The organism is Pseudomonas monsensis (assembly GCF_014268495.2).
Lineage (GTDB): Bacteria > Pseudomonadota > Gammaproteobacteria > Pseudomonadales > Pseudomonadaceae > Aquipseudomonas > Aquipseudomonas monsensis.
The window spans coordinates 2,327,857-2,339,987 of record NZ_CP077087.1 but is presented as its reverse complement, the minus strand read 5'-3'; the positions used below and the strand labels follow the sequence as shown (position 1 = coordinate 2,339,987).

The following is a 12,131-nucleotide window of genomic DNA, read 5'->3' as shown; positions in this document are numbered from 1 at the left end:
GACATTTGCTCAATAGACCTGAGCAGCGCTGCCCTGTAGGTTTTTGCCACGCCGATGAGCCACATCGGGTCAACCTTCAAGGATGAAGCCTACATGTCAAAAAATGACGAAAGCACAGTACCAAAACGTTTGCAGCCCCACCCTGATCAGGAAGAAACGCCGGTGAAAACGCCTGTGGCGCCCGCACGCTCACCCTCACCAAACCCCGTAGGTCGCCCAGGTAACAGTGGAGGTATGGACGGTCTCGGCGGCGGCAGGTTGCCCTGACAACGGCAGCAAAACACAGCGAATATTCGTCCAACATCCAGCGCCCTGCCCTCTGGAAGAGGCGCTTTCGCCGGTGCCGTTATGACAGTGAACAACCGATCGTGCGCAATCCACCTTTTCGATTGCTGTACAAACTCCAAAGTAGTAACGTTTCTACACCAGAATCACCGGAGGCCGAACATGATGGCCATCACGACTATTTCCAGCCGCGAATTCAACCAGGACACCAGTGCTGCCAAAAAAGCCACGCATCAGGGTCCGGTCATCATTACCGATCGTGGCAGGCCTGCCCATGTACTGCTGAGCATCGAGGAGTATCAGAAACTGACCGGCAGCCAGACCAGCATCGTCGATTTGCTGGTCATGCCGAATGCGCCTGAAATCGAGTTCGAACCCGAGCGCGTCGTCATCACTCCTCGTAGCGTGGACCTGTCTTGATGTTTCTACTCGATACCAACGTAGTTTCAGAGCTGCGAAAACCCCAGGCCGACAAACAGGTGGTGAGATGGGCAAACAGCGTCACCCCGGCCAGCCTGTATTTATCGGCAATCACGGTGCTGGAACTGGAAACCGGCATCCTGCGTATCGAGCGCCGCGACCCGGCACAAGGAGGGATGCTGCGTAACTGGCTCGAGCGTCACGTCAAACCCGCATTCTCGGGAAGAATCCTGTCAGTCGATACCGCCGTCGCCACCCGATGCGCACAGTTGCATGTGCCTGATCGCAGCAATGAGTGCGACGCCTTGATCGCCGCCACCGCGCTTGTACATGGACTAACACTGGTCACCCGCAACGTTGCCGATTTTCAACCCAGCGGCGTTCATCTGATCAACCCATGGGCCGCTGCCAAAAACTGATCATGCAAAGCCCCACCGGATCACTGGCGGGGCTTTTTCATGGGCATTTGGCAAAGGCTCAACGCGATGGTGTCGATCAGCGTTCGATTGCGCCATTGGCTGTTCTTCACCAGATAGGCCTGCAGTCGCTTACGGTCCTCGGTAACACACGCGATCAGGTAGGTTTGGAAACGTCGTCGGGTTCAGTGGATGAGCAATCCGGGTGGTCTATGTCGGCTCGTTGTTGAGTTGAACCCAATGAACTTCGCCAATGTTCTTTGAATAGGCGAGGTTTCCCGCCATGACCAAAAACGGTGATGTCAGCGTTGATCATCAATAGCATTAGCCGTCGGGCCAAAACCGACCATACTCAACAAGTCAATTGACCTGCATCATGCTTTGTTGCATTCGCTACACCATTCAGGTTTTTTACCCAACGCGACCAAAGGTCGCACCCTTGAGCCAGAGCGACAGGCGTATCATTGCGCCACTGCTTTACCCCCTTTTGACCTTGGTTGGCACGTATCGACCGAGGCATTTTTCCACTGCCGTGGGATGCAATGATGAGTAACCAGATTCCGGTACACGACGTCACGCCACCGAGCAAGAACGCGAACAACAGCGTCGATCTTTACGCCTCACGAGAAAAAATCTACACCCGCGCCTTCACCGGCCTGTTTCGCAATCTGCGGATGATGGGCGGCGCCGCGCTGTTCCTGCTGTACTTCGGCACGGTCTGGCTGAGTTGGGGCGGCCATCAGGCGGTGTGGTGGAATTTGCCCGAGCGCAAGTTCTTCATCTTCGGCGCCACGTTCTGGCCTCAGGACTTCATTCTGCTTTCCGGCCTGTTGATCATTGCCGCATTCGGGCTGTTCTTCATCACCGTGTATGCCGGTCGTGTGTGGTGCGGCTACACCTGCCCGCAAAGCGTGTGGACGTGGATTTTCATGTGGTGCGAGAAGGTCACCGAAGGCGACCGCAACCAGCGCATCAAGCTCGACAAGGCGCCGATGAGCGCCAACAAATTCGCGCGTAAATTCGCCAAACACGCGCTGTGGTTGTTGATCGGTTTTGTCACCGGCATGACCTTCGTCGGCTATTTCTCGCCGATCCGCGAGCTGGTGTTCGAGTTCTTCACCGGTCAGGCCGATGGCTGGTCGTACTTCTGGGTCGGCTTCTTCACCCTCGCCACTTACGGCAACGCCGGCTGGCTGCGCGAACAGGTGTGCATCTACATGTGCCCGTATGCACGCTTCCAGAGCGTGATGTTCGACAAGGACACCCTGATCGTGTCCTACGATCCGCGTCGCGGCGAAAGCCGTGGGCCGCGCAAGAAAGGCGTCGACTACAAGGCCCAGGGCCTGGGCGACTGCATCGACTGCACGATGTGCGTTCAAGTCTGCCCGACCGGTATCGACATCCGTGACGGCCTGCAGATCGAATGCATCGGCTGCGCCGCGTGCATCGACGCCTGCGACGCGATCATGGACAAGATGGACTATCCACGCGGGCTGATCAGCTACACCACCGAACACAACCTGTCTGGCCAGAAAACCCATAAACTGCGGCCACGCTTGATCGGCTACGCGGTGGTGCTGCTGGCGATGATCAGCCTGTTGGTCACTGCGTTCTTCATGCGTTCGCTGGTCGGTTTCGACGTCAGCAAAGACCGCGTGCTGTACCGCGAAAACGCCGAAGGCCGGATCGAGAACGTCTACAGCCTGAAGATCATGAACAAGGATCAGCGCGACCACACCTACGTGCTGGAAGCCGCCGGCCTGCCGGATCTGCGCCTGCAGGGCCGACGCGAGATCAAGGTGCCGGCCGGGGAGATTTTCAGCATGCCGGTCGAACTGTCGAGCGCACCGGAACAATTGCCATCGAGCACCAACGAGGTGAAATTCATCCTCAAGGACGCCGATGACGACAGCGTCCACGTTGAAGCCAAGAGCCGATTCATCGGCCCACAAATCCGTTGAGAGAACTGAACATGCCCGCCGCAAACGCCACAAGTCCCTGGTACAAGCACCTTTGGCCATGGATCATCATCGGGATTCTGGCCTGTTCGGTGACGTTGACCCTGTCCATGGTAACCATCGCGGTAAACAACCCGGACAACCTGGTCAACGACAACTATTACGAGGCCGGCAAAGGCATCAACCGCTCGCTGGACCGTGAACTGTTGGCGCAGAACCTGAAGATGCGTGCTGCCGTGCATCTGGATGACGTCACCGGCGAAGTTGATCTGCGCCTCAGCGGTGACAGTCAACCGAAGACGCTGGAATTGAACCTGATTTCGCCGACCCAGCCGGAGAAGGATCGCAAGATCGTCCTGACCCGCAGTGAAACTGAGACCGGGCGTTACATCGGCCAGTTGGGTGACAAGGTTGAAGGCCGACGGTTTGTCGAGTTGCTCGGCAGTCAGGATGATCACGTGTGGCGCATGTTCGAAGAAGAGCTGGTCAGCCATGACAAGGAGCTGTTGCTCGGCGACGAACCCTTGCAAGGCGCCGAAGACCTGAAGAAATGAATCAACCTCAGAAGCCCCTCACCCTAACCCTCTCCCCGAGGGAGAGGGGACTGATCTCGAGCGTTTGCACACTTTGCGTATGCCAGTAACGATGTCGGCGACTGAATCCGTTCTTCCGGTTCGCACCGATCGGCGTCTTCTCCCCGAGGGAGAGGGGACTGATTTCGAGCGCTTGCACGCTTTGCGGATGCCAGTAACGATGTCGGCGACTGAATCTGTTCTTCCCGCTCACACCGATCGGCTCCCTCTCCCCCCGGGAGAGGGCTGGGGTGAGGGCAAGCGGACAACTCCAATGCAAGGGTTTGCCCCCTCGACGATGCCATGACCACCCCACTCCCCTGCTACCACTGCGCCCTGCCCGTCCCGTCCGGCAGCCGCTTCACCGCTGTCGTGCTCGGGGAGTCCCGCGAGTTCTGCTGCCCGGGCTGCCAGGCGGTGGCCGAAGCCATCGTTGCCGGCGGCCTCCAAAGTTATTACCAGCACCGCAGCGAAGCCTCGGCCAACCCCGAAGCGCTGCCGGTGCAACTGACCGATGAACTGGCGCTGTACGATCGCACCGACGTGCAAAAGCCGTTCGTTCGCCATGAAGGCGAACTGGCCGAAACCACCCTGTTGATGGAAGGCATCAGTTGCGCCGCCTGCGGCTGGCTGATCGAGAAACACCTGCGCACCCTGTCGGCGGTGGCCGAGGCACGGCTGAATCTGTCCAACCATCGCCTGCATGTACGCTGGGCCGACGCGCAATTGCCGCTGAGCCAGATCCTCGCCGAACTGCGGCACATCGGTTATGCCGCTCACCCGTATCAAGCCGACCGCGCCAGTGAACAACTGGCCAGCGAAAACCGTCTGGCCCTGCGTCAGCTCGGGGTCGCCGGCCTGCTGTGGTTCCAGGCGATGATGGCGACCATGGCGACGTGGCCGGAATTCAACATCGACCTCAGCCCCGAGCTGCACACGATCCTGCGCTGGGTCGCGCTGTTCCTCACCACGCCGATCGTGTTCTACAGCTGCGCGCCGTTCTTCAAAGGCGCGATGCGCGATCTGCGCACCCGTCACCTGACCATGGATGTCTCGGTGTCGCTGGCCATCGGCAGCGCCTACATCGCCGGGATCTGGACCTCGATCACCGGGGTCGGCGAACTGTATTTCGATGCGGTCGGAATGTTCGCACTGTTCCTGCTCGCCGGGCGTTACCTGGAACGCCGCGCCCGCGAACGCACCGCGGCGGCAACGGCACAACTGGTCAATCTGCTGCCGGCCTCGTGCCTGCGCCTCGACGATAACGGCCAGAGCGAACGCATTCTGCTCAGCGAGTTGCGCCTGGGCGACCGGGTGCTGGTGCAGCCGGGTGCGATCCTGCCGGCCGACGGGAAAATCCTCGACGGCCAGTCGAGCATCGACGAATCGCTGCTGACCGGCGAATACCTGCCGCAACCGCGCACCTTGGGCGATGCGGTCACCGCCGGCACCCTGAATGTCGAGGGCGCACTGACCGTCGAAGTGCTGGCGCTGGGTCAGGACACGCGGCTGTCGGCCATCGTCCGCCTGCTGGATCGCGCCCAGGCCGAGAAACCACGACTGGCGGAAATCGCCGACCGCGCCGCGCAATGGTTCCTGCTGTTGTCGCTGCTTGCGGCGGCAGCCATCGGTCTGTTGTGGTGGCAACTGGATGCATCGCGGGCCTTCTGGATTGTCCTGGCCATGCTGGTCGCCACGTGCCCGTGCGCGCTGTCGCTGGCGACGCCAACCGCCCTCACCGCCGCTACCGGCACCTTGCACAAACTCGGCCTGCTGCTGACACGCGGGCATGTGCTGGAAGGCCTCAATCAGATCGACACGGTGATTTTCGACAAGACCGGTACGTTGACCGAAGGCCGCCTGGTACTGCGTTCGATCCGGCCACTGGCAGCGCTGGACAGCGATCAGTGCCTGAGCCTCGCCGCGGCCCTGGAAAACCGTTCCGAGCACCCGATTGCCCGCGCGTTCGGCCGCGCCCCGCTGGCCGCTGAAGAGGTGCACAGCGCACCGGGACTCGGCCTCGAAGGCCTGGTCGGCGCACAGCGTCTGCGCATCGGTCAGGCTGAATTTGTCTGCGCCCTCAGCGGCGCCGCGCTGCCAGCCATGCCGAGCGAACCGGGGCAATGGCTGCTGCTCGGCGATGTTCAGGGGCCGCTGGCCTGGTTCGTTCTCGACGACCGCCTGCGTGATGACGCGCCGGCCCTGCTCGCTGCATGCAAGGCCCGCGGCTGGCGCACGCTGCTGCTGTCCGGCGACAGCTCGCCGATGGTCGCCAGCGTCGCCGCCGAACTGGGCATCGACGAGGCACGCGGTGGCCTGCGCCCGGACGACAAGCTGCAGGTGCTGCAACAGTTGCATAAAGAGGGGCGCAAGGTGTTGATGCTGGGGGATGGCGTCAATGACGTGCCGGTCCTCGCCGCCGCCGACATCAGCGTGGCCATGGGCTCGGCCACCGATCTGGCGAAAACCAGTGCCGACGCGGTGCTTCTGTCCAATCGTCTCGACGCCCTGGTGCAGGCCTTCACACTGGCGCGCCGGACCCGTCGGGTCATCATCGAGAACCTGCTGTGGGCCGCGCTGTACAATGGCCTCATGTTGCCGTTCGCCGCCCTCGGCTGGATCACTCCGGTGTGGGCGGCGGTCGGTATGTCGATCAGTTCGTTGACCGTGGTGCTCAATGCCCTGCGCCTGACTCGCCTGCCGAGTGCGCCGGCCACCCGCCTCACGGCGCAAACCCGTCCGTTGCCGGCCTGAGCCGCGCGGACCTGGAGTACCGATGCCAGCTCTTTACGTGATGATCCCGGCCGCCCTGCTGATCGTGGCCATCGCCGTGTACATCTTCTTCTGGGCGGTGGACAGCGGCCAGTACGACGACCTCGACGGTCCGGCGCACAGCATCCTGTTCGACGATCAGGACCCGAACCACACCGCGGCGGTGGACGAAGCCAACGCGCACAAACCGGACGACAAGGCGCCACCTCATGCTTGAACTGGCGCCCCTGCTGGTGTCGGCACTGATCCTCGGCCTGCTCGGCGGCGGCCATTGCCTGGGGATGTGCGGCGGTTTGATGGGCGCGCTGACGCTGGCGATTCCCAAGGAACAGCGCAGCCGGCGTTTTCGCTTGCTGCTGGCGTACAACCTTGGACGAATCCTCAGTTACGCAACGGCCGGGTTGCTTATCGGGCTGGCCGGCTGGGCCGTGGCCAATAGTCCTGCCGCGTTGTTTATGCGGGTGCTGGCCGGGTTGCTGCTGATCGCGATGGGCTTGTATCTGGCGGGATGGTGGAGCGGCCTCACCCGTATCGAAAGCCTCGGCCGTGGGTTGTGGCGCTACATTCAACCGGTGGCCAACCGCTTGTTGCCGGTGTCGAGCCTGCCTCGTGCACTATTGCTCGGCGCCTTGTGGGGCTGGCTGCCCTGCGGGCTGGTTTACAGCACGTTGCTGTGGTCGGCGAGTCAGGGCAATGCGCTCGACAGTGCGCTGTTGATGCTGGCGTTCGGGCTGGGGACATGGCCGGTGTTGCTCGCCACGGGGCTGGCGGCGGAACGGGTGACCGCGCTGCTGCGCAAGCGCAGCGTGCGCATGGCCGGCGGTTTGCTGGTGATTGTCTTCGGTATCTGGACCTTGCCGGGGCCGCATCAGCATTGGCTCATGGGCCACTGACCTGTGGCGAGGGAGCAAGCGCCCTCACCACAAAAGCGGTGACTCCTCGCACCCGTTGATGCAAATCAAGAGCCCTCTCGCCGCACCTCGATAGACTCGCCACACTGCCAGCCTATCCGGGGGAATGCCCGCATGCTCGACGCCATTCGTTGGGACACTGATCTGATCCGCCGCTACGACCTGGCGGGGCCGCGCTACACCTCGTATCCGACGGCCGTGCAATTTCACAGTCAGGTCGGCACGTTCGATCTGTTCCATGCCCTGCGCGACAGCCGCAAGGCCCTGCGCCCGTTGTCGCTGTATGTGCACGTGCCGTTCTGCGCGAACATTTGCTACTACTGCGCCTGCAACAAGGTCATCACCAAGGATCGCGGCCGTGCCCTGCCGTACCTGCAACGTCTGGAGCAGGAAATCCAGTTGATCGCCTGCCACCTCGACCCGGCACAAAAGGTCGAGCAACTGCACTTTGGTGGCGGCACGCCGACCTTTCTCAGCCACGACGAACTGCGGCAGTTGATGGCGCACCTGCGCAAGCACTTCAATCTGCTGGATGACGACTCGGGCGATTACGGCATCGAAATCGACCCGCGCGAAGCCGACTGGTCGACCATGGGCCTGCTGCGCGAACTGGGGTTCAACCGGGTCAGCATCGGCCTGCAAGACCTCGACCCGGCGGTGCAGCGCGCGGTCAATCGCCTGCAAAGCCTTGAAGAAACCCGTGCAGTGATCGACGCGGCGCGCACCCTGCAGTTTCGCTCGATCAACATCGACCTGATTTATGGCTTGCCGAAACAGACCCCGGAGAATTTCGCCCGCACGGTCGAGGAAGTCATCAGCCTGCAACCGGACCGGCTCTCGGTGTTCAACTATGCGCACCTGCCGGAACGCTTCATGCCGCAGCGGCGCATCAACGGCAACGAGCTGCCGAGCCCGGCGCAGAAACTGGAAATGCTGCAGCGCACCATCGAACAACTGACCGCCGCCGGTTACCGCTACATCGGCATGGATCACTTTGCCCTGCCCGACGATGAACTGGCGATTGCCCAGGAAGAAGAAACCCTTCAACGCAACTTCCAGGGCTACACCACCCACGGTCACTGCGACCTGATCGGGCTAGGGGTTTCCGCGATCAGTCAGATTGGCGACCTGTACTGCCAGAACAGCAGCGATCTCAGCCACTACCAGAACACCCTCGCCGCCGCGCAACTGGCGACCAGCCGTGGCTTGGTGTGCAACGCCGATGACCGTCTGCGCCGCGCAGTGATTCAGCAGCTGATCTGCAACTTCAGCCTGGTATTCGCCGATATCGAGCAGCCATTCAACATTGATTTCCAGGGCTATTTCGGCGCGCTGTGGCCACAACTGCAAGGCATGGCCGACGATGGCCTGATCAGCCTGCAACGTGAGCGGATCGACGTCCTGCCAGCCGGACGTCTGTTGGTGCGCTCGGTGTGCATGGTCTTCGACGCCTACCTGGAACACCAGAACCGTCAGCGCTTCTCGCGGGTGATTTAGTTTTTCATCAGCAGCGCGGCGGTTTTCATGGTCTGCTCCGGGGTCAGGTTCGACTGGTTCATGACCTTGGACAGGGACAGGTTGGCGGTGATCAAACCGTTGTTCAGTGCCGCGATGGCGCCTTTGAGCGCGGCGAGTTTGGCGAGTTTCACTTCGGTGGACAGGGTCTTGTCGGCCATGACCGCTTTGATCCGCGCATTTTTTTCGGCGATCTGTTGTTGCAACTGGCGGATCATCTTCAGCAATTGCTGAATGTTCTCCGGCAGGCCGCTCTCTTCGATGTCGCGGTTATCGCCGCCGGCGCCGGCGGACTTTTCGATGGCGGCACCGGACAGCGACACTTTGATGCCTTCGACCAAGGTCGGGGTTGCCAATAGCGAGGTGCCGGCCTCCTGTTCGTCGCCGGTCGCGGCTCGCGAGGTGTCCAGCAACGACGCTACGCCACTGCTACCGGGGTTAAGCGTGCCAATGGCGGCCATCGACGGGTTCCTTGTATGCGCGTTGATACCTGATTATCGGCTGCAGGTGCTGCGGCTTTATGGCTGCAGGACAAAGTCGCCTCAGACTGGCCTGAATGTCCTCCCGTGAGTTACCCTTACGGCTTATGTGTGTTTTCCCACAAGGATTTAAGAAATGTCTGAGCCAGTAAAACTGCGCGCTCACAACCAGGCCCATTGCAAGGATTGCAGCCTGGCCCCTCTTTGCCTGCCACTTTCTCTGAATCTGGAAGACATGGATGCGCTGGACGAAATTGTTAAACGCGGTCGCCCGTTGAAAAAAGGCGAGTTCCTGTTCCGCCAGGGCGACACGTTCGATTCCGTTTATGCAGTACGCTCCGGCGCCTTGAAGACCTTCAGCCTGAGCGACACCGGCGAAGAACAGCTGACCGGCTTCCACCTGCCGAGCGAGCTGGTTGGCCTGTCCGGCATGGACACCGAGAAGCACCCGGTGTCCGCCCAGGCGCTGGAAACCACCTCCGTCTGCGAAATTCCTTTCGAACGCCTCGACGAATTGGCCCTGCAGCTGCCGCAGTTGCGCCGCCAGTTGATGCGCGTGATGAGCCGGGAAATCCGCGACGATCAGCAAATGATGTTGCTGCTGTCGAAAAAAACCGCCGATGAGCGCATCGCGACGTTCCTGGTCAATCTGTCGGCACGCTTCCGCGCCCGCGGCTTCTCGGCCAATCAGTTCCGCTTGAGCATGTCGCGCAATGAAATCGGCAACTACCTGGGGCTGGCCGTGGAAACCGTCTCGCGGGTATTCACGCGCTTCCAGCAGAACGAACTGATTGCTGCCGAAGGCAAAGAGATTCATATCCTCGACCCGATCCAGCTCTGCGCCCTGGCCGGCGGCTCGCTCGAAGGCTGATCGCGACCCGCGGCCGAGCGAACCGTTTCAGCCGCGGGTATACTGCGCCGTTTGCAGCCCTGCCAGGACACCTCGACGATGGTCTTCGACTCCTTCGACATCAAATCCTTGATCCGCCCCGTGATCGACTTCCCGAAACCGGGCGTGATCTTTCGCGACATCACCCCGTTGTTCCAGTCGCCAACGGCCCTGCGCCTGGTGATGGACAGCTTCGCCCACCGCTATGTCGAAGCCGACTTCACCCACATCGGCGCGATGGACGCCCGTGGTTTTCTGATCGGTTCGGTACTGGCCTATCAACTGAACAAGCCGCTGGTGCTGTTCCGCAAGCAAGGCAAGCTGCCGGCGGACGTGTTGGCCGAAGGTTATGCGACGGAGTACGGCGAAGCGTTCCTCGAAGTGCATGCCGACAGCCTGTGCGAGGGTGATTCGGTGGTGATGTTCGATGACCTAATCGCCACCGGCGGCACGCTGATTGCGGCGGCCAACCTGATTCGCCGGATGGGGGCGCGGGTGCATGAGGCGGCGGCGATCATTGATTTGCCGGAGCTTGGGGGTTCGCAGCGACTTGAGGACATGGGCATCCCGACGTTCTGCCTGACGCAGTTTGCCCTGACTGACAAGTAAGCGGCGCCCCCACTGACGCCATTGCTGGCAAGCCAGCGCCCACAGTGATTTCAGTCGTTCACAAATATTGTGTACGCGCCAAAACCCTGTGGGAGCTGGCTTGCCAGCGATGGCGCCAGCGGCTTCACCAACAATTCAAAGCCCCATCTGCTTGCTGATGATTTCGTTCATCACCTCCCGCGTCCCGCCGCCAATCGACAAGATGCGGTTATCCCGATACAGCCGCTCCACCAGGCTCTCGCGCATATAACCCAACCCGCCAAGAATCTGCACCGCCTCGGTGGTGATCCGGTCCGACGTGTCCGTGGCAAAATTTTTTGCCATGGAAATCTCCTTGATCACACTCTGCCCCGCCGCCATCTTCGCCGCCTGCAGATAGGTGAACTCCCGCGAGACCTCCAGCGCCGTGGCCATTTCGGCGAGGCGATGCTTGATCACTTGAAACTTGCCGATCGGTTTACCAAACGCCTCACGCTCGCGCGCCCACTTCAGGGCCTCTTCCAGCGCCAGCTGTGAGGTCATGTTGGCCATCAGTGCCAACGCCAGGCGCTCGCTCTGGAAGTTGCCCATGATGCAGGCGAAGCCCATGTTCTCGGCGCCGATCAGGTTCGCCAGCGGCACGCGACAATCGTCGAAAAACAGTTCAGCCGTGTCCGACGCCCACCAGCCCATTTTCTTCAGTTGGCGGCCAACGGTGAAACCGGGCGTGCCCTTCTCGATCAGCAACAGGCTGATACCGCCGAAACCCGGCGCGCCGGTGCGCACCGCCACGGTGTAGAAATCGGCGCGCACGCCGCTGGTAATGAACGTCTTGCAGCCGCTGACGCGGTAGAACTCGCCGTCACGCACAGCACGGGTTTGCAGGTTGGCGACGTCGGAGCCGCCACCGGGCTCGGTGATGGCCAGGGCGCTGATTTTCTCGCCGCTGAGCACCTGTGGCACCACGCGATCACGGACTTCGGGCCGCGCCCATTTGACGATCGGCGGCAAGCCGATATCCAGCGAACCCAGCCCCGCCACCAGGCCGCCAGAGCCACAGCGCATCAACTCCTCACTGGCGGCGACCTTGGCGAACAGATCGCCTTCGTGGCTGCCACCCAGCGCTTCGGGATAACCGATGCCGAGAATCCCCGCCGCCCCGGCCTTCAGGTACAACTCACGGGGGAAGCTTTCGGCTTCTTCCCACGCATCAATATCCGGCAGGATCTCGCGTTCGACAAAACGTCTGACGCTGTCGCGGACCATTTGGTGGCTGGGGTCGAAGTATTCGTGGAAGGCAGGCATGGGCAAACTCCACTAGAGGGT

General features: G+C 61.4%; 12 protein-coding genes. 10 read left to right on the top strand and 2 right to left on the bottom strand.

The genetic code is table 11. The annotated features are described in order from the left end of the window. Nucleotides 1-450: 450 nt before the first annotated feature. The 8 genes from HV782_RS10290 to hemN all read left to right on the top strand — a co-directional run bounded on the left by HV782_RS10290 (nt 451) and on the right by hemN (nt 8,831). Nucleotides 451-705, top strand: a complete 255-nt coding sequence (locus tag HV782_RS10290) for a type II toxin-antitoxin system Phd/YefM family antitoxin (RefSeq protein ID WP_177490565.1) — start codon at nt 451-453, stop codon at nt 703-705. Continuing rightward, a complete protein-coding gene (locus tag HV782_RS10285) occupies nt 705-1,124 on the top strand; it encodes a type II toxin-antitoxin system VapC family toxin (RefSeq protein WP_123463557.1) in 420 nt (139 codons plus the stop codon). The genes HV782_RS10290 and HV782_RS10285 overlap by 1 nt, the downstream gene beginning before the upstream one ends. Nucleotides 1,125-1,666: 542 nt before the next feature. After that, nucleotides 1,667-3,082, top strand: a complete 1,416-nt coding sequence (gene ccoG, locus HV782_RS10280; RefSeq protein WP_123463559.1) for a cytochrome c oxidase accessory protein CcoG — start codon at nt 1,667-1,669, stop codon at nt 3,080-3,082. Nucleotides 3,083-3,093: 11 nt separating this feature from the next. Beyond that, a complete protein-coding gene (locus HV782_RS10275) occupies nt 3,094-3,633 on the top strand; it encodes a FixH family protein (RefSeq protein WP_123463561.1) in 540 nt (179 codons plus the stop codon). Nucleotides 3,634-3,954: 321 nt separating this feature from the next. Then, nucleotides 3,955-6,405: a heavy metal translocating P-type ATPase gene (locus tag HV782_RS10270; RefSeq protein WP_186744764.1), complete on the top strand. Its 2,451-nt coding sequence runs from the start codon at nt 3,955-3,957 to the stop codon at nt 6,403-6,405. Between the two features lie 22 nt (nt 6,406-6,427). Beyond that, nucleotides 6,428-6,640 carry a cbb3-type cytochrome oxidase assembly protein CcoS gene (gene ccoS, locus HV782_RS10265; RefSeq protein WP_128615624.1) on the top strand — a complete coding sequence of 71 codons (213 nt, stop codon included), beginning with the start codon at nt 6,428-6,430 and terminating at the stop codon, nt 6,638-6,640. Next, a complete protein-coding gene (locus tag HV782_RS10260; protein WP_123463569.1) occupies nt 6,633-7,316 on the top strand; it encodes a sulfite exporter TauE/SafE family protein in 684 nt (227 codons plus the stop codon). The genes ccoS and HV782_RS10260 overlap by 8 nt, the downstream gene beginning before the upstream one ends. A 132-nt stretch (nt 7,317-7,448) precedes the next feature. Continuing rightward, on the top strand, nt 7,449-8,831 hold the full coding sequence (hemN, locus tag HV782_RS10255) for an oxygen-independent coproporphyrinogen III oxidase (protein ID WP_128615625.1): 1,383 nt from the start codon (nt 7,449-7,451) through the stop codon (nt 8,829-8,831). Here the strand turns inward: hemN and HV782_RS10250 are convergent. Then, complete coding sequence (locus HV782_RS10250; RefSeq protein WP_123463573.1) at nt 8,828-9,310, bottom strand: hypothetical protein; 483 nt, start codon at nt 9,308-9,310, stop codon at nt 8,828-8,830. The two genes, hemN and HV782_RS10250, sit on opposite strands and share 4 nt — an antisense overlap. A 154-nt stretch (nt 9,311-9,464) precedes the next feature. Between HV782_RS10250 and fnr the strand changes: the two genes are divergently transcribed. Further along, nucleotides 9,465-10,199: a fumarate/nitrate reduction transcriptional regulator Fnr gene (fnr, locus tag HV782_RS10245; RefSeq protein WP_025110355.1), complete on the top strand. Its 735-nt coding sequence runs from the start codon at nt 9,465-9,467 to the stop codon at nt 10,197-10,199. A 78-nt stretch (nt 10,200-10,277) separates the two neighbouring features. Further along, entirely contained in the window at nt 10,278-10,826 is a 549-nt protein-coding gene (locus HV782_RS10240) for an adenine phosphoribosyltransferase (RefSeq protein ID WP_027921719.1), read from the top strand. A 135-nt stretch (nt 10,827-10,961) separates the two neighbouring features. Here HV782_RS10240 and HV782_RS10235 read toward each other — a convergent pair whose 3' ends face one another. Then, nucleotides 10,962-12,110 carry an acyl-CoA dehydrogenase family protein gene (locus HV782_RS10235; protein WP_186744766.1) on the bottom strand — a complete coding sequence of 383 codons (1,149 nt, stop codon included), beginning with the start codon at nt 12,108-12,110 and terminating at the stop codon, nt 10,962-10,964. Between the last annotated feature and the right edge of the window lie 21 nt (nt 12,111-12,131).

What these genes read in the sequence shown, in the direction of transcription:
- HV782_RS10290 (WP_177490565.1), top strand. Translation starts at nt 451, where the DNA reads ATGGCCATCACGACTATTTCCAGCCGCGAATTCAACCAGGACACCAGT.
- HV782_RS10285 (WP_123463557.1), top strand. Translation starts at nt 705, where the DNA reads ATGTTTCTACTCGATACCAACGTAGTTTCAGAGCTGCGAAAACCCCAG.
- ccoG (WP_123463559.1), top strand. Translation starts at nt 1,667, where the DNA reads ATGAGTAACCAGATTCCGGTACACGACGTCACGCCACCGAGCAAGAAC.
- HV782_RS10275 (WP_123463561.1), top strand. Translation starts at nt 3,094, where the DNA reads ATGCCCGCCGCAAACGCCACAAGTCCCTGGTACAAGCACCTTTGGCCA.
- HV782_RS10270 (WP_186744764.1), top strand. Translation starts at nt 3,955, where the DNA reads ATGACCACCCCACTCCCCTGCTACCACTGCGCCCTGCCCGTCCCGTCC.
- ccoS (WP_128615624.1), top strand. Translation starts at nt 6,428, where the DNA reads ATGCCAGCTCTTTACGTGATGATCCCGGCCGCCCTGCTGATCGTGGCC.
- HV782_RS10260 (WP_123463569.1), top strand. Translation starts at nt 6,633, where the DNA reads ATGCTTGAACTGGCGCCCCTGCTGGTGTCGGCACTGATCCTCGGCCTG.
- hemN (WP_128615625.1), top strand. Translation starts at nt 7,449, where the DNA reads ATGCTCGACGCCATTCGTTGGGACACTGATCTGATCCGCCGCTACGAC.
- HV782_RS10250 (WP_123463573.1), bottom strand. Translation starts at nt 9,310, where the DNA reads ATGGCCGCCATTGGCACGCTTAACCCCGGTAGCAGTGGCGTAGCGTCG.
- fnr (WP_025110355.1), top strand. Translation starts at nt 9,465, where the DNA reads ATGTCTGAGCCAGTAAAACTGCGCGCTCACAACCAGGCCCATTGCAAG.
- HV782_RS10240 (WP_027921719.1), top strand. Translation starts at nt 10,278, where the DNA reads ATGGTCTTCGACTCCTTCGACATCAAATCCTTGATCCGCCCCGTGATC.
- HV782_RS10235 (WP_186744766.1), bottom strand. Translation starts at nt 12,110, where the DNA reads ATGCCTGCCTTCCACGAATACTTCGACCCCAGCCACCAAATGGTCCGC.